Raw genomic sequence first — 17,459 nt, 5'->3', positions numbered from 1 at the left:
CGCGAATCCGAACGCGGATTCCTTCGATGCACCAGAGACGGGGTTCCAACAGCTGTGCGCACGTGGAGTAGGAAGAATTCACTCGGCGGACTCAAGATTCGTTCGGAGATGGATGCGCGCGAGGCAACCGTGCTGCGCTCGCTCGTCGAATCCGTCCTCGGGTTGTTGAGCGAACGTTCCAAGAACGCACCGACCGACGAACTCGCGCAGCTGACCGGTCTGCGCACCGGGCACAGCACGCCGCCCGACGACGCGGCGCTCGCACGTCTGCTGCCCGATTTCCACCGCGGCGACGACGAATCCGCCGACACCGCCGATCTCAACGGTGCGTTGCGTGGCCTGCACGAGCCGGAGATCATCGACGAGAAGCTCGCCGCGGGAGCCGTCATACTCCGCACCCTGCCTGCCGACGGCGGGAAGATCGCGCTGACACCCGAGCAAGCAGACGCGTGGCTGATGGGACTCAACGACGTACGATTGGCCCTCGGAACGACTCTGGGTATCGACGCCGACACCCCGGAAGTTCTCGACGAGGGCGATCCGCGAGCTCCGCACCTCGACGTGTACCACTGGCTGACCTGGATGCAGGATTCTCTGGTGCAGGTCCTCACTCCGTAGGAGCACCTCTTGGGGGCAGGCCCGAAGGATTCACTGACCGACGTCGCCGGCCTGCTCGTCGGGCACCATCACGAGATCGATCCCGACGCGCAGCTCGGCTCGGGGGCGGCAACAGGGTGTACCGTCGTGCGCGCGCTGGGAGGCGCGGTGGCCGCGGTCGACGTGCGTGGCGGCGGACCAGGAACTCGTGAAACCGATCTGCTCGATCCGAGTCATTCTGTGCAGCAAGTCAACTCGGTGTTGCTGACCGGAGGCAGTGCGTACGGACTCGCCGCGGCCGACGGTGTCATGCGGTGGCTGGAGGAGCACGGTCACGGCATCGCGATGGGCAGTCCCGACCAAGTCGTGCCCATCGTTCCTGCGGCCGTCGTCTTCGATCTTCCGGTGGGGGACTGGGCCGTTCGACCGACGGCCGAGTTCGGCTATCGGGCCGCCGCGGCTGCCGCGGAGGATTTCGCCACCGGCTCGGTCGGCGCGGGCACCGGCGCACGCGCCGGCGTACTCAAGGGCGGCGTGGGCACGGCGAGTATCGTCGTCGAGGGTGGGCCGGCGGACGGCGTCACCGTCGGTGCGCTGATCGTCACCAATCCGGTCGGCTCGGTGTTCGACCCGCGCACCGGATTGCCCTGGGGAGTCGGTTCGCAGGGGGCCAAGGCATTCGGCATGCGCAAGCCCGACGTGCACGAGCTGTGGAACGCGAACGCTCTCGCACCGAAGGGAACCGCACTCAACACGACGATCGGCGTCGTTGCAACCGACGTGGATCTGTCGGCGTCGGCGTGCAAACGCGTCGCAGTCGCCGCGCACGACGGGCTCGCCCGTGCGATCAGGCCGGCTCACTCGCCGCTGGACGGTGACACGATCTTCGCGTTGTCGACCGGGACCAGGTCGGTGGTCAGCGAGACGTCGATGCCGACGGCGTTCATGCAGGATCTGCCGGTGCTCGACGCGGTCACGGCGGTTGCCGCCGACGTCGTCGAACGTGCCATCGTGCGTGCGTTGCTCGACGCGACGACGATCGCCGGTATCCCGACGTACCGTCAGATCTTCCCGTCCGCGTTCGAGTCCTGACCGGCAGGCGGCTCACGTCGGTAGGCTGAACCGGAGACCTGGTCGACATGGACGAAAGGCCCGTCGTATGACCGCGAACCCGTATCTGCCTGCCCCGACGCCGAAGCGCCCGGTGTGGCAACAGGCCGCGATGGTCGTCGGCGGATTCGTCGTATTGCTGTGGATCATCGAGCTGATCGATGTCGCGTCGGGAAGTCGTGTCGAGGATGCGGGGATCAACCCTCGCACCGTCGACGGCCTGTGGGGCATTCTGTTCGCGCCTGTGCTGCACGACGACTGGACGCATCTGATCGCGAACACCGTGCCCGTTCTCGTCCTCGGGTTTCTGGTGTTGCTCTCCGGAATCGGTCGTGGACTCACGGCCACCGGCATCATCTGGGTTCTCGGAGGCGTCGGAACGTGGTTGACGGCGGGAGCGGGCACCAACCACATCGGTGCGTCGATTCTGATCTTCGGGTGGATCACCTATCTGCTGACGCGCGGCATCTTCGCCCGTAACCTCGGTCAACTCGCCATCGGTGTCGTGGTTTTCGTCATCTACGGCGGCGCCCTGTGGGGTGTGTTACCGACCGATGCCTTCGTCTCGTGGCAGGGGCACTTGTTCGGCGCCGTCGGCGGAGTGGTTGCCGCGTGGACGTTGTCGGCGGACGCACGTCAGGCACGCAGGCAGAACTCTTTGTCCTGACTCGTAGCCACGGTGTCGCGGACGGACGTTCGATCGTGGTGGCCGCCCGAGAACGAAGCGTCGAATTCACGCTGTGAAAACTCGCCGATCGTTTCGGCGCCGGGCAAAGTCGTGGCAGCATGACAGACATGCGAATTACCGTCCTGGGATGTTCCGGGAGTGTGTCGGGACCAGACTCTCCGGCGTCGGGCTATCTTCTCGACGAACCGGAAACGTCACCGGTGGTTCTCGACTTCGGCCCCGGCGTTCTCGGCGCATTGCAGCGGTACGCAGATCCCGGCGACGTCAGCGTTTTCCTGTCGCATCTGCATGCAGATCATTGCCTCGACGTTCCTGGTCTTCTCGTGTGGCGTCGATACCATCCGAATCCGCCCGAGGGTCGCGCTGTCGTCTACGGCCCGAAGGACACTGCGTTCCGGCTCGGCGTCGCATCCGCCGAGTGCGGCGGCCAGATCGACGACATGTCGGACACTCTGGATCTTCGCCGTTGGGCCGACGGGCGCACCATCCAGCACGGCCGACTGACCGTCCACACCCGGCAGGTGTACCACCCGCCGGAGTCCTACGGAATGCGCATCACCACCGGCGAGGGAAAGATCCTTGCCTACACCGGCGACACCGGAATGTGTCAGGCGGTGCGCGACGTCGCCCAGGGCGCGGACGTGCTGCTGTCGGAGGCGTCGTGGACGCATGCCGCAGATCGTCCCGTGGGAGTGCACCTCTCGGGTACCGAGGCAGGCCAGCTCGCGCGTGAGGCGGGAGTCGGTGAGCTCCTGCTGACACACATTCCGCCGTGGACGTCGCGCGAGGACGTCATCGCGGAAGCGAAAGCGGAATTCAGCGGACCGGTGCACGCCGTCCTGCCGGGGGATGTCTTCACCGTCTAGGCAGGCGGGCAGGCGGGCAGGCAGGCAGGCGGGAGTGGAGCCTGCGGAATGACCCAGGTTGCAGCAATCGCTAGGGTGGCAAGCGTGTCGAGACGAGAAGACGGAAGAGCGGACGACGAACTCCGCCCCATCAAGATCACCCGCGGTTTCACCAGCAACCCTGCAGGTTCGGTGCTGGTCGAATTCGGCAACACGAGAGTGATGTGCACGGCCAGCGTCGAGGAAGGTGTTCCGCGGTGGCGTAAGGGCTCGGGCCTCGGCTGGCTCACCGCCGAGTACGCGATGCTGCCCGCCGCGACTCACACGCGCAGCGGCCGCGAGTCCGTCAAAGGCAAGGTCGGCGGTCGCACCCAGGAGATCTCGCGGCTCGTGGGGCGTTCGCTGCGCGCGTGCATCGATCTCGCGGCCATCGGCGAGAACACGATCGCGTTGGACTGCGACGTTCTGCAGGCCGACGGTGGTACCCGCACGGCCGCGATCACCGGCGCGTTCGTCGCGCTGTCCGACGCCGTGACGTACCTGCGTGCTGCGGGCCGTCTCGCGGATCCGCAGCCGATCTCGTGTGCCATCGCCGCGGTGAGCGTCGGTGTCGTCGACGGGCGAGTGCGTCTCGACCTCCCCTACGAGGAGGATTCGCGCGCCGAGGTCGACATGAACGTCGTCGCCACGGACACCGGGACGCTCGTCGAGATCCAGGGCACCGGCGAGGGTGCGACGTTCCCGCGTTCGACGCTGGACAAGCTGCTCGACTCCGCACTCGCGGGCACCGAGAAGCTTTTCGAGGTGCAGAAGGCCGCGCTGGCCGAGCCGTACCCCGGTGTTCTGCCCGAGCCCGTCGCCGAGACGTCGAAGAAGAAATTCGGTGCCTGACGTGAAGCTGCTCGTCGCGAGCCGCAACGCGAAGAAATTACGTGAGTTGCGGCGCGTTCTCGACGCCGAGGGAATCTCCGGCATCGAACTCGTCGGATTGAACGAGGTGCCCGAGTTCCCGGAGGCGCCCGAGACCGGGGCGACATTCGAGGAGAATGCGCTCGCCAAGGCCCGCGACGGTGCTGCGGCGACCGGGATGCCCTGCGTCGCAGACGATTCCGGAATCGAAGTGGATGCGCTGAACGGGATGCCCGGGGTGCTGTCGGCGCGGTGGTCGGGGGCGCACGGCGACGACGACGCCAACACTGCTCTGCTGCTCGCTCAATTGCAGGATGTGCCCGACGAACGCAGGGGTGCGGGGTTCGTGTCCGCGTGTGCCCTGGCGGTTCCCGGGGGTAACGAGAGCGTCGTGCGAGGGGAGTGGCGAGGCGTGATCGCTCGAACTCCGCTGGGGGAGAACGGTTTCGGCTACGACCCGGTATTCGTGCCCGAGGGCGACGGCCGATCCGCAGCCGAGCTCGGTCCCGAGGAGAAGGACGCCGCGTCGCACCGCGGTAGGGCGCTCCGATTGCTGGCACCCGCACTGCAGGCGCTGACGAAGTGATGCGCCGTCGCCGACGGTGAATTACCGTCGGCGACAACAGGTTCAGACGCCGAAGTCGCGCTTGACCTGCTTGGTGCGGATGTGCTCCACGTAGAACGACAGGAACGGAATGGTGCCGGCGAGCAGCGTGCCGATGGTGCGCGGCGCCGCCCACCGAACCTTGATCGCGAGATCGATCGTCAGGATGAGGTAGACGAGGTAGACCCAGCCGTGTACGACGGCGATCCAGCTCGGAACATTCTCGACCTTGAAAATGTACTTCGCGACCATCTCGCCGGTCAGCACGAGCAGCCAGATGCCCGTGACGTAGGCGAGAACCCGGTAACGCAGCAGCGCCGACGCGATCTTCTTGGTCCTGTCGGTGGATGCGGACTTCTCCGGTGCCGTGCTCACGTAGTACTCCTGTCGTGACGTTCGGAGCGATCGAGCTCCGCGAGATAGCTGTTGTACTCGCGCAGTTGGCGAGCCTCGGGGTCGCTCGGGTCGGACTCGACGCTGGGGGCCGGGCGCTGGGGAAGGAGGTCGGCGGGTATCTCACGCACGACGTCCTCGGTGACCGCCGCGTCGACGGTGTCGTCGTCGGCCTTGTCCTCTTCCAGCCGGACGAACTGCCGGTAGGCGTACACGACGAACGCAGCGAACAGCGGCCACTGGAAGGCGTACCCGAGGTTCTGGCCGTCACCACCGACCGATTCGAAGCGTTCCCATTGCCACCATCCGAGCGCAAGGCATCCCAACGCCGACACGACGACCAACACGATCAGTGCAGGCCGGTGATGAGAGCGGGATTTTGCCACACCCCGACGGTACCCGAGGGGCTACTACATCGGGTAGTTCGGTGGCGAGAGCAACAAGTGCGCGAGGGGGGACTTGAACCCCCACGTCCTGAGACACTGGAACCTAAATCCAGCGCGTCTGCCAATTCCGCCACTCGCGCGAGTGCTCGGCAAGTCTACAACGCCATCTCGGCGCGAACGCACGTGCAGTTGCCGGAGGGATGGGGCGGCCGCGGTCGGCGTACGGCGTACTGTGCAGACGTGGTGAGCAAGAAGGAATCCGCGTTCGATCCCGCGCGTTCACTCGAACTGTTGTGGCGGACGAACGAGAAGCCGAGCCGGTCCGGGCTGACCGTCGATTCGATCGTTGCCGCGGCGATCGAACTCGCCGACGCCGAGGGACTCGACGCAGTCTCCATGCGTCGGCTTGCCGACGCGCTCGGTGTGGGCGCGATGTCGCTCTACACCCACGTCCCCGGAAAGGCCGAGTTGACCGACCTCATGGTCGACAGCGCGCTCGGCTCGCTGTATTCGACGGTCGACGAACCGAAGGCTGCAACCGAGGGGTGGCGCGAGGGTCTTCGATTCGTCGCCGAGCGCAATTGGACTCTCTATCAACGTCATTCGTGGTTACTCGACGCTCAGGGGCCACGTGCCGTTCTCGGACCGCACACGATCGAGAAGTACGAGGCCGAGCTCCGCGTCATCGACGGCGTCGGTTTGTCCGACGTCGACATGGATTCGGTGCTGGCCCTCGTTCTCACTCACGTGACGGGTACCGCCCGAGCACTCGCCCGGTTCAACCGTGTGCGTGAGGAGTCCGGCATGACCGACGCGCAGTGGTGGGAATCGACCTCGCCGGTGCTCGAACGAGTCATGGGCGACGACCGTTATCCGTTGGCGTCTCGTGTCGGAACCGCCGCGGCGACGTCCTACGACGCCGCGAGCGATCCCGTCCACGAGTACGAGTTCGGAGTCGAACGAATTCTCGACGGTGTAGCCGCGTTGATCGACCGCGCTTAGGCGCTCACCTTCTTTCGGGGTGCGGGTCTGCGCAACACCCTCCAGAGGGCGTGTTCCACGCTTGCCGCGTCGGTGTCGAGCGTTGCTGCGGCGTCGCCGATCAGCTTCAGCATGGCGCAATCGTCGACGTCGTGGCCGACGGCCGACGAGACGAAGCTCGTCAGCAGCTCGAAATCCTGTTGCCTGCGTCGACCGGTGAGAAACAGAAGGCAATCCCAGGTCTTGGTGCCGATGCCTGTGATCGAGGTGAACGCGTCGTGTTGTTCGTCGTATTGTTCGGCGCGCTGTTCGTCCCACGGATCCACGAGGTCGTCGGTCCGCGTCGCACCTGCTGCGATCAATGCGGCCGCCGCGCGTGCGGCTGCCTCGGCCTTCGTCGTCGCGTTGCCCGCAACGCGCTGGCGGTTACCGAGAATGTTCGCGAGAGCATCCGGATCATCGACAAACGAGGCGAGCATGCCGAGATCGTCCAGCGACCCACCCCCGCGATGCGCTCGCCACTGCGCGACGACACGACGGACCCCGCTGTTCTCGCCGCCGTACGAGGCGCGAGCCGAATAGACGGCGTCGAGCAATGCCGCTTCGATCTCCTGTGGCCACCCCGGGAACCAGAACGGCGTTGTAGCGCGCGGCGCGAGTTTCTCGACGCGTGACGCGACCGCCTCGACCACCGACCGGTAGTCGTTCCGACGCGAATCGATATGTGTTACTGGCGAATACATGAACCCCCCTGTTGGTTGTGTGGCGCGGAAGCTACAAGAGGGCACCGACAAGTTCGGCGATCGGCCGACAAGGACGTTCCGGTGTGGCGAGCTTCACATAACGAAACAATAACGAAAAATCCGAGGGTTTCCTCATGTTCGTCGGCGTTCGATCTGCGCTGTGCCTGCGCCGATGGTGGTTACCGGCGAGTCGGTTCAACGCACGGTAAAGGCGTCGCGAAACGCTTACTCGCGGGTAGCAGTTGGACGTCAAACGAAACGTGAGGATTTCCTCATGATTTTGTGCCAACCTGGTTTCACGCGGATGGAGCCACTCGTTGCCAGCGGGTCTCGCTCGAGAAGCATGTCGCTGTTCTGCGCGCCGGTCACGGCACCACCCGACGAAGCAACCTCGACCCCCCGAGTTGCTCACGAGAGGAATCTTCCACCTTGACGATCAACGAGAGCACGCCTTCACACGGACAGGGCGCGGGCAGATCACCCAGGAGCGGTGGAACCCCTCGTACCCTCGCCGATCGCTTCGCGGCCGGCGAACCCTATGCCCTCGCATTCGGCGGTCAGGGGTCGCCGTGGCTGAGCTCCCTCGAGGAACTCGCTCGTGACTCCGCACTCGAACCCGAGCTCACCGATCTCGTCAACGAATCCGCAGCCATCCTGGCTCCCGTCGCCGACGATCTCCTCGTCGTGCGCTCGGTCGGATTCGACCCGATCGGGTGGATGCTCGAGCAGGATCTCGCCGACGACGAAGAGAGCGTCGCCTCCTTCGGTCCCTCCGAGGCTGCGCTGACGTCCGCTGCCGTCTCGCTGCCCGGCGTCTTCCTCACGCAGGTCGCTGCGCTGCGCGCGCTGAAGCTGCAGGGTCTCGATCCCGCTGCGGCACCTCCGGTGTCCGTCATCGGCCACTCTCAGGGCCTCATCGCCGCGGAGTCGGTCGCGAGCCACGGCGGCGAGGACGCGCGTCTTCTCGCGGTTGCGCAGCTGATCGGTGCCGCGGCGAGTCTCGTCGCCCGTCGTCGCGGCATCATCGGTGCCGCCGACCGCGCACCCATGGTGTCGGTTTCGGGCGTCGAGCCGGAGCGTCTGCAGGCCATCGTCGACGAGCTGGCCGTCGACGGTGCCCCCGAGCGTTCGGCTGTTCTCGCCATCCGCAACGGACGCCGCCGCGTCGTCCTCGCCGGACCGCCCGCACAGCTCGCCCGCGTTCAGGAACGCTGCGAGCAGATCGCCGCGCAGGAAGAGCGCGAGCGTGAAGCGAAGAAGCGTGGCGGTTCCACGTTCGCGCCGGTCTTCGAACCGCTCCCGGTCGAGGTCGGATTCCACCATCCCGCTCTGGCCGACGCCGTCGACCTCGTCGCCGCCTGGGCGCAGCGCACCGGTCTCGACGTCGAGGTCGCGCGCAGCCTCGCGCAGCGCATTCTCGTCGACCCCGTCGACTGGGTCACCGAGATCGACGGAGTGATCGACGCAGGCGCCGAGTGGATTCTCGACCTCGGCCCCAGTGACATCCTCACCCGCATGACGGTGCCCGGCCTGCGCGGCCAGGGCGTCGGAATCATCGCGGCGTCCACTCGCGGCGGCCACCGCAACCTGCTCACCCCGGGCGCCGCTCCCGAGGTTCAGCCGGCATGGTCCGAGTTCGCGCCGAAGCCGGTCACCCTGCCGGACGGCCGCGTCGTCGTCGAGACCTCGTTCACGAAGCTGACCGGCCGTTCGCCGATCCTCCTCGCAGGCATGACGCCGACGACGGTCGATCCCGCGATCGTCGCAGCCGCAGCCAACGCAGGCCACTGGGCAGAACTCGCAGGTGGCGGCCAGGTCACCGAGCAGATCTTCGCCGATCACGTCGCGAAGCTCGAAGGACTGCTCGAGCCGGGCCGCGGCGTGCAGTTCAACTCGATGTTCCTCGACCCGTACCTGTGGAAGCTGCACGTCGGTGGCAAGCGTCTCGTTCCGCGTGCCCGCGCTGCCGGTGCTCCGTTCGACGGCGTCGTCGTCACCGCCGGTATCCCGGAGCTCGAGGAAGCCGTCACGATCATCGACGAGCTGACCGAGGCCGGCTTCAGCTACGTCGCGTTCAAGCCGGGTACCGTCGCGCAGATTCGTGCGGTCATCCGTATCGCGAGCGAGGTCCCGTCCTTCCCGGTCATCGCCCACATCGAGGGTGGCCGCGCGGGTGGACACCACTCGTGGGAGGACCTCGACGACCTGCTTCTGTCGACCTACGCGGAGCTGCGTTCGCGCCCCAACCTCGTCATCTGCGTCGGTGGCGGCATCGGAACGCCCGAGCGTGCGGCCGAATACCTGACGGGCCGGTGGTCGCTCGGCGCCGGATACCCGAAGATGCCGCTCGACGGCATCCTCGTCGGCACCGCGGCGATGGCCGCTCTGGAAGCCACGACGGCTCCCGAGGTCAAGCAGCTTCTCGTCGACACCCCCGGAACCCCCGACTGGGTCGGCGCGGGTACCGCGAACGGCGGAATGGCCTCCGGCCGTAGCCAGCTCGGCGCGGACATCCACGAGATCGACAACGCGGCATCGCGATGCGGTCGCCTGCTCGACGAGGTCGCCGGCGACGGTGACGCGGTCGCCAAGCGTCGCGACGAGATCATCGCAGCGCTCGACGGCACCGCGAAGCCGTATTTCGGCGACGTCGCGGAGATGACGTACGCGCAGTGGCTCGAGCGGTACCTCGATCTCGCGATCGGCGCCGACGTCCACCGTGAATTCGACTGCGGTGGTGAGTTCACCGACGCCATCGACGAGGCGACCGAGTCCGTCTGGATCGACGTCACGTGGCGCACCCGCTTCCTCGAGATGCTGCAGCGTGCCGAGGCTCGCCTGCACCCGGTCGATCGCGGACCCATCCCGACGCTGTTCTCCGACGTCGACACCCTCGAGCGTCCTCGCGCTGCACTGCGCTCCCTGCTCGCGCAATTCGCCGACGCGAACGAGGTGGTTCTTCACCCCGCAGACGTCACGTTCTTCACCGCGCTGTGCCGGATGCCGGGCAAGCCCGTCAACTTCGTGCCCGTCGTCGATGGTGACGTGCGTCGTTGGTGGCGCAGCGACTCGCTGTGGCAGGCACACGATCCGCGCTACTCCGCCGATCAGGTCTGCATCATTCCGGGCACCGTCGCCGTCGCGGGCATCACGCGCGTCGACGAGCCGGTCGGTGACCTGCTGAACCGTTTCGAGAAGGCTGCCGCCGACGAACTCGTCGCCGAGGGAGCCGAAGCACTGTCCGTCGCGAGCCGTCGTCACGCCGACATCGCACCGGGGCTGCTCGGTATCGTCCTGGCCGCACCCGACGTCAACTGGGCCTCGCGCATGACGCAGAACCCCGTTGCGCGGCTGGGTAATCCGGCCGAATGGGTCGTCGACTCCGATACCGTCGCATCGCACCCGCAGACCGGGTCGACTCTGACGGTCCTGGATTCGGATCACGTCGAGCTGACGGTTCCGCTCGCACCGGGCAAGGAGGTGCGCATCCGCCTCACCGTCCCCGCGTCGACGATCGACGGCGGCGCACCCGTCGTCACGGCCGAGGACGCGCAGTCCTCGATGTCCGATCTGCTGGGAGTCGCTGCAGGACAGGAACTTCCGAAGGTCAAGAACGGCGTCGCCTTCCTCAATCTCGCGTGGATCCCCGACTTGGTCGCCGACCACGCAGGCGTGACCGGATCGGGACTGCCCGAATCGCTTGCGGTCAGCGGCAAGGCTGTTCCCGATGTGCTCGTCGGCGCTTGCTGGCCTGCTGTCTTCGCCGTCCTCGGCGCCACGAAGACGCAGAGCGGCGTGGACGTCATCGAGGGCATGCTCGATCTCGTTCACCTCGACCACACGGTGAACCTCGTCGGCACGCTGCCCGAAGACCCGTCCATCCTCGTCGTCAAGGCCGCGGCCGGTGACGTACTGGACACCGACATGGGCCGCGTCGTCGAGGTCCGCGTCGAGATCGGTGCGGCACTGGGCGAAGGTCTGGACGCACCGGCCGTCGCAACCCTGGTGGAGCGCTTCGCTATTCGCGGACGTACCGGCAAGGGCGAGCTCGCGGATCCGGCTCCTGCCGGTGGTTCGGTCTCGGCGGAGGCCAAGGACACCCCGCGTCGCCGTCGTCGCCAGACCACGATTCTCGCGCCGCGGAACATGGCTGCGTTCGCGCAGGTCTCCGGTGACCACAACCCGATTCACACGTCCGACCCGGCCGCGCTGCTCGCCGGGCTCGGGAGCCCGATCGTGCACGGCATGTGGCTTTCGGCTGCTGCCCAGCAGGTCGTCACCGCAATCGACTACGCGGACACCAAGATTCCGCCGCGTCGTCTGACGGCATGGACCACGCGCTTCATGGGCATGGTTCGCCCGGGAGCGGAGATCGACGTGCGCGTCGACCGCACCGGATTCGACCAGGGTGCCGAGATCGTCGAGGTGTCCTGCCGCGTCGCAGGCGACCTCGTCATGGTCGCCACCGGACGGACCGCGGCACCGAAGACCGTCTACGCGTTCCCCGGCCAGGGCATCCAGCGTCAGGGCATGGGCCTCGACGCTCGTTCGCGGTCGAAGGCCGCCCGTGAGGTCTGGGAGCGTGCCGACAAGCACACCCGCAAGGCTCTCGGATTCTCGATCCTCGCTGTCGTGCGCGACAACCCGACGACGCTCAAGGCACGCGGCGTCACGCACAAGCACCCCGACGGTGTTCTGCACCTGACCCAGTTCACGCAGGTCGCCATGGCGGTCCTCGGCGTGGCACAGGTGGCCGAGCTCCGTGAAGCCGGTGTGTTCGTGGAGAACTCGATCCTCGCCGGACACTCGGTGGGCGAGTACAACGCACTTTCGGCAGTCGCCGGTGTGCTTCCGCTCGAAGCTGTTCTGGAGGTCGTCTTCCAGCGCGGCTCGGCGATGCACGCACTCGTGCCTCGCGACGCGGCAGGTCGAAGCAACTACCGCATGGCCGCGATCCGGCCGTCGCAGATCGGTCTCGCCGACGACGACGTGCAGGCGTTCGTCGCCGGTGTCGCCGAGGAGACCGGCGAGTTCCTCGAGATCGTCAACCTGAACCTGCGCGGCTCGCAGTACGCCATCGCAGGCACGGTCGCCGGCCTCGACGTGCTCGAGGAGAAGATCGCGATCCGTCGCGCCGAGTTCGGTGGCAAGGCAGCGTTCATCCTCGTTCCCGGCATCGACGTGCCGTTCCACTCGACGGTTCTGCGCGGTGGCGTCGCGGACTTCCGCAGCCGCCTGCAGGCGCTGCTGCCGGAGGACCTCGATCCCGAGATCCTGATCGGCCGCTACATCCCGAACCTGGTTCCGAAGCCGTTCTCGCTCGAGCGCGACTTCATTCAGGAGATCGCGGATCTGGTTCCGTCCGAGCCGCTCGCGGAGGTCCTCGCGGACTTCGACTCGTGGGCAGACCGCACGCACGACCTGTGCCGCGTCGTGCTGACCGAACTGCTCGCATGGCAGTTCGCCAGCCCGGTGCGGTGGATCGAGACCCAGGATCTGCTGTTCGCCGACGAGTCCGAGGGCGGACTCGGTGTCGAGCGATTCGTCGAGATCGGTCTCAGCGCAACGCCGACCGTCGCCAACCTCGCGTCGCAGACGCTGAAGTTGCCGGGACGCTTCGGCTTCCCCGTCGAGGTTCTCAACGTCGAGCGTGAAGCTGCAATCGTCTACGGCACCGACACCGATCCGACGCCGGTCGAGGAAGACGAGGTCGCACCGGTCGAAACGGCAAGTGCCGCGCCGGCTGCTGCTCCCGCCGCCGCTCCGGCGCCGGCCGCGGCGCCGTCCGGTGGACCGCGTCCCGACGACATCGCCTTCAGTGCGGCGGATGCCACGAAGATCCTGATCGGTCTGTGGACCAAGCTGCAGCTCGATCAGATCGGCCCCGCCGACACCATCGAGGCTCTGTGCGACGGTGTCTCCTCGCGACGTAACCAGCTGCTCGTCGACCTCGGATCCGAGCTCTCGCTCGGTGCGATCGACGGTGCCGCCGATGCCGACATGGGCGCACTCTCGGGCACGGTCAACAAGTTGGCTCGTACTTACAAGCCGTTCGGCCCCGTGCTGAGCGACTCGATCAACGACCACCTGCGCAAGGTGTTCGGACCGTCGGGACGTCGTCCGGCCTCCATCGCGGACCGTGTCAAGAAGACCTGGGAACTCGGCGACGGCTGGGCATCGCACGTCACCGCCGAGGTTGCCCTCGGCACCCGTGACGGTGCGTCGGTGCGAGGCGGAGCGCTCGGTGGTCTCGCCGACGGACCTCTCGCAGACGGCAACGCGGTCGACGCGGTCATCGACTCGGCAGTCGCCGCGGTCGCCGCACGACGCGGCGTCGCAGTGTCGCTTCCGGCGGCAGGCGGCGGAGGCGGCGGAACCGTCGACGCGGCTGCTCTCGGTGAGTTCACCGAACACATCACCGGTCGCGACGGTGTGTTGGCCTCGGCCGCTCGCTTGGTGCTCGAACAGCTCGGCCTGTCGGAGGCGCCCAACGCCGTCGTAGCCGAGAATGCCGACGCGGAACTCGTCGATCTCGTTGCAGCAGAGCTCGGTTCGGACTGGCCGCGCCTCGTCGCACCGGCGTTCGACTCTCGCCGTGCAGTCCTGATCGACGACCGCTGGGCCACCGCCCGCGAGGACCTCGCGCGTCTGTGGCTCGGTACCGCAGGTGACCTGGCAGTCGAAAGCTTCGCCGGCGCAGGCAAAGCCGTTGCAGCGCAGGCGCACTGGTGGAAGGCCAAGGCGGACGGCGACGGCAAGGCCGTTCTGTCCGAGGTGTACGGCCGCATCGCCGATATCGCAGTGGCCGCCGACGAGAAGGGCCAGTGGTCCGACGAGGTCGCCGTGATCACCGGTGGCAGCAAGGGATCCATTGCTGCCTCGGTCGCAGCCAAGCTGCTGGCCGGGGGAGCGACGGTCTTCGTCACGACATCGCGTCTCGACGACGAGCGACTCGGCTTCTACCGCAGCCTCTACCGGGCGAATGCCCGCGCCGGAGCGTCGCTGTGGGTCGTGCCCGCGAACATCGCGTCGTACACCGACGTCGATGCGCTCATCGAGTGGATCGGTAGTGACCAGGTCGACAGTGCCGGTGGCGCAAAGACTCTCGTCAAGGCAGGTATCACCCCGACGATGCTGTTCCCGTTCGCCGCGCCTCGCGTCGTCGGTGAACTGACCGATGCCGGTGGCCGCGCCGAGATGGAGATGCGCGTGCTTCTCTGGTCGGTCGAGCGCCTGATCGGTGGACTGTCGAAGATCGGCTACGACAGCGACATCGACACGCACCTGCACGTCGTGCTGCCCGGTTCGCCGAACCGCGGCATGTTCGGTGGAGACGGTGCGTACGGAGAGTCCAAGGCTGCCCTCGACGCCATCGCTGCGAAGTGGGGATCCGAGAAGAACTGGGCCGAGCGTGTTTCCATTGCTCACGCCCACATCGGATGGGTTCGTGGAACGGGCCTCATGGGCGGCAACGACCCCATCGTCGAGGCCGTCGAAGCCGAAGGTGTTCGCACCTGGTCGACGGACGAGATGGCAACCGAGCTGCTGAAGCTCTGCGAGGCACCGGCTCGTCGTCAGGCTGCCCAGGCTCCGGTCGTCGCCGACCTGACCGGCGGACTGGCGAACACGAAGCTGAACCTCGTCGAGCTGGCTCGCGAAGCTGCTGCCGCTGCGGCGGACAAGACGGAGGAGGTACTCGACAGTTCGGTGATCGCCGCACTGCCCGCACCGCCGCGTCTCGCTGCGACGACGGCTCCCGCATGGCCTGCGCTCGACGTCGACCCGAAGGATCTGGTCGTCATCGTCGGCGCCGGTGAGCTCGGACCGTACGGTTCGGCGCGTACCCGCTTCGAGATGGAGGTCGACGAACAGCTCTCTGCTGCAGGCGTTCTCGAGCTCGCATGGAACACCGGTCTGATCGCGTGGGAGAACGATCCCAAGCCCGGCTGGTACGACATCGAGTCCGGCGACCTCGTCCCCGAAGAGGAGATCGCCGATCGCTACCACGACATCGTGGTCGAGCGGTGTGGCATTCGCACCTACGGCGACGACGGCGCCATGGTCGGCAACACCGCACCGCTGATGACCTCGATCTTCCTCGACAACGACCTGACGTTCGTGGTCGGAAGCGAGATCGACGCACGGTCCTTCGCGGCAGCCGATCCCGAGCACACGCTGATCACGCCGGTCCCGGATTCCGGCGACTGGCAGGTGACGCGCAAGGCGGGTACCGAGATTCGCGTTCCGCGCAAGATGAAGCTCACCCGCACCGTGGGTGGACAGATTCCGACCGGATTCGATCCCACCAAGTGGGGCATCTCGGCCGACATGGCCAGCTCGATCGACCGCGTCGCGCTGTGGAACATCGTCTGCACGGTCGACGCGTTCATCTCCTCGGGCTTCAACCCGTCGGAGCTGATGCGGTGGACGCACCCGACGCTGGTCGCCAACACACAGGGCACCGGCATGGGCGGCATGGAGTCGATGCGCTCGCTGTACATCGACACCCTGCTCGGCGATGCTCGTGCGAACGACATCCTGCAGGAAGCACTGCCGAACGTCGTTGCCGCGCACGTGGTTCAGTCCTACGTCGGTAGCTACGGCGCGATGGTTCACCCCGTCGCCGCGTGCGCTACCGCGGCCGTCTCGGTCGAGGAAGGCGTCGACAAGATCAAGCTGGGCAAGGCGCAGCTGGTCGTGGCAGGCGGTTTCGACGACCTGAGCACCGAAGGCATCATCGGCTTCGGCGACATGTCCGCCACCGCGGACTCGGCTGCCATGTCCGCCAAGGGGATCAGCGATCGCCGCTTCTCGCGGGCCAACGACCGCAGGCGTGGCGGATTCGTCGAGTCGCAGGGTGGTGGCACCATCCTGCTGGCACGTGGTGACCTCGCGCTCGAGATGGGCCTGCCGGTCCTCGGTGTGGTCGCGTACGCACAGTCCTTCGGCGACGGTGTGCACACCTCCATCCCGGCTCCCGGGCTCGGTGCGCTCAGTGCCGGTATCGGCGGCAGGGACAGCGCGTTCGCATTGTCGCTGAATGCTCTGGGCGTCAACGCCGACGAGGTCGCCGTGATCTCCAAGCACGACACCTCGACGGCCGCCAACGACCCGAACGAAGCCGAACTGCACACCCGTCTCGCCAAGGCCATCGGCCGTAGCGACGGTGCACCGCTGTTCGTCGTCTCGCAGAAGAGCCTGACCGGACACTCGAAGGGTGGAGCCGCAGCCTTCCAGCTGATCGGCCTCTGCCAGGTGCTCGCGAACGGCGTCATCCCGCCGAACCGCAGCCTCGACTGCGTCGACGACAAGATGACCGAGTTCGAACATCTCGTCTGGGCGCGCGAACCGCTGAAGTTCGGCGATTCGGTGCCGCTGAAGGCGGGTCTGCTCACCTCGCTCGGCTTCGGTCACGTCTCCGGACTGATCGCCGTGGTCCACCCGCAGGCGTTCCTCGAATCGGTTCCTGCCGATCGGCGTGATGCCTATGTGGCCAAGGCCAACGAGCGACGCGTCGCCGGTCAGCGCAGGCTGATTTCGGCGATGGTCGGCGGCGACGCCCTCTACGAGCGTCCCGACGACCGCAGGCTCGGGCACGACGGGACGCCTGCCACGGCGTCGCGCCAGCTCGAAGCGGACGTACTGCTGACCGAGGCCGCACGCCTCGGCGACGACAACGTCTACCGTTCCGGCCTGCCGGGGTGCAAGTAGATGGCGATCCTGGGGGTCGGCTTCGACCTGGTGACGGTGTCCGACTTCGCCGAGCAGATGGAAAAAGTCGGAACGACGATGATCCGCGACAGCTTCACCGCAGGTGAGCGTCGACATGCGGCGACGAAGTCCTCCGATCCGGCCCGCCACTATGCAGCACGGTGGGCCGCGAAGGAGGCGGTCCTCAAGGCCTGGGCGACGTCCAGGTTCGCGAGGCCGCCTCAGATCGGCGACAACCCGTACCCGCTGATCGAGGTCGTCAACGACGCATGGGGTCGCCCGTCGATCAAGCTGCACGGCATGGCACTCGAATTCCTGCCTACGGTGAAAATCCACCTGTCGCTGACGCACGACGGTGACATCGCCGCAGCCGTCGCGATTCTGGAGGAGTGACGCAGTAACGCAGAACGCCGGTCCACCCGAGGGTGGGCCGGCGTTCTGCGTTTACCCCCTGCCGCCGGACCGAAGGTGACATCCGGTCACTCGAAGTGA

Annotated in this window: 12 protein-coding genes and 1 tRNA gene; 9 read left to right on the top strand and 4 right to left on the bottom strand. The window is 66.9% G+C overall.

Going from position 1 to position 17,459, the window contains the following annotated elements; genetic code table 11:
* The first annotated feature begins 54 nt into the window (after window positions 1–54).
* From HQ354_RS15150 to rdgB, 6 genes are all read left to right on the top strand, one after another.
* Complete coding sequence (locus tag HQ354_RS15150; protein WP_167678128.1) at window positions 55–618, top strand: DUF2017 domain-containing protein; 564 nt, start codon at window positions 55–57, stop codon at window positions 616–618.
* Window positions 619–627: 9 nt separating this feature from the next.
* Window positions 628–1,689 (top strand): P1 family peptidase, encoded by a 1,062-nt coding sequence (locus HQ354_RS15145; protein ID WP_068421006.1) that lies wholly within the window; start codon window positions 628–630, stop codon window positions 1,687–1,689.
* Window positions 1,690–1,756: 67 nt separating this feature from the next.
* The gene (locus HQ354_RS15140; RefSeq protein ID WP_068421007.1) at window positions 1,757–2,374 is read left to right on the top strand and encodes a rhomboid family intramembrane serine protease; all 618 of its coding nucleotides are present in this window, start codon (window positions 1,757–1,759) and stop codon (window positions 2,372–2,374) included.
* Window positions 2,375–2,502: 128 nt separating this feature from the next.
* Window positions 2,503–3,261 (top strand): cyclic nucleotide-degrading phosphodiesterase, encoded by a 759-nt coding sequence (locus HQ354_RS15135; protein WP_174551340.1) that lies wholly within the window; start codon window positions 2,503–2,505, stop codon window positions 3,259–3,261.
* Window positions 3,262–3,345: 84 nt separating this feature from the next.
* Window positions 3,346–4,131: a ribonuclease PH gene (gene rph, locus HQ354_RS15130; protein WP_068421010.1), complete on the top strand. Its 786-nt coding sequence runs from the start codon at window positions 3,346–3,348 to the stop codon at window positions 4,129–4,131.
* Window positions 4,124–4,735 (top strand): RdgB/HAM1 family non-canonical purine NTP pyrophosphatase, encoded by a 612-nt coding sequence (gene rdgB, locus HQ354_RS15125; protein WP_222635013.1) that lies wholly within the window; start codon window positions 4,124–4,126, stop codon window positions 4,733–4,735. The genes rph and rdgB overlap by 8 nt, the downstream gene beginning before the upstream one ends.
* 42 nt (window positions 4,736–4,777) lie before the next feature.
* On the opposite strand, the gene HQ354_RS15120 is transcribed toward rdgB, so the two are convergent.
* The 3 genes from HQ354_RS15120 to HQ354_RS15110 all read right to left on the bottom strand — a co-directional run bounded on the left by HQ354_RS15120 (window position 4,778) and on the right by HQ354_RS15110 (window position 5,672).
* Window positions 4,778–5,128, bottom strand: coding sequence for a DUF3817 domain-containing protein (locus HQ354_RS15120; RefSeq protein ID WP_068421014.1), 351 nt, complete (start codon window positions 5,126–5,128; stop codon window positions 4,778–4,780).
* A complete protein-coding gene (locus HQ354_RS15115; protein ID WP_068421015.1) occupies window positions 5,125–5,532 on the bottom strand; it encodes a transcriptional regulator in 408 nt (135 codons plus the stop codon). Before HQ354_RS15115 ends, HQ354_RS15120 begins: the two co-directional genes overlap by 4 nt.
* 58 nt (window positions 5,533–5,590) lie before the next feature.
* Window positions 5,591–5,672, bottom strand: a tRNA-Leu gene (locus HQ354_RS15110).
* 100 nt (window positions 5,673–5,772) lie between these two features.
* On the opposite strand from HQ354_RS15110, the gene HQ354_RS15105 reads away from it, so the two are divergent.
* Window positions 5,773–6,534 (top strand): TetR/AcrR family transcriptional regulator, encoded by a 762-nt coding sequence (locus tag HQ354_RS15105; RefSeq protein ID WP_222635014.1) that lies wholly within the window; start codon window positions 5,773–5,775, stop codon window positions 6,532–6,534.
* Here HQ354_RS15105 and HQ354_RS15100 read toward each other — a convergent pair.
* Window positions 6,531–7,256 carry a hypothetical protein gene (locus HQ354_RS15100; RefSeq protein ID WP_068421017.1) on the bottom strand — a complete coding sequence of 242 codons (726 nt, stop codon included), beginning with the start codon at window positions 7,254–7,256 and terminating at the stop codon, window positions 6,531–6,533. The two genes, HQ354_RS15105 and HQ354_RS15100, sit on opposite strands and share 4 nt — an antisense overlap.
* Before the next feature lie 429 nt (window positions 7,257–7,685).
* Here HQ354_RS15100 and HQ354_RS15095 point away from each other — a divergent pair, with 429 nt between their 5' ends.
* Together HQ354_RS15095 and HQ354_RS15090 are read left to right on the top strand one after the other, a co-directional pair.
* Window positions 7,686–16,967 (top strand): type I polyketide synthase, encoded by a 9,282-nt coding sequence (locus tag HQ354_RS15095; protein ID WP_222635015.1) that lies wholly within the window; start codon window positions 7,686–7,688, stop codon window positions 16,965–16,967.
* Window positions 16,968–17,360, top strand: a complete 393-nt coding sequence (locus tag HQ354_RS15090; RefSeq protein ID WP_068421023.1) for a holo-ACP synthase — start codon at window positions 16,968–16,970, stop codon at window positions 17,358–17,360.
* Window positions 17,361–17,459 lie beyond the last annotated feature (99 nt).

The sequence above is a fragment of the Rhodococcus sp. BP-261 genome (genome assembly GCF_019835205.1).
Lineage (GTDB): Bacteria > Actinomycetota > Actinomycetes > Mycobacteriales > Mycobacteriaceae > Rhodococcoides > Rhodococcoides kyotonensis_B.
The sequence above is the reverse complement of the archived record's forward strand: the minus strand, read 5'-3'. Positions and strand labels throughout refer to the sequence as shown.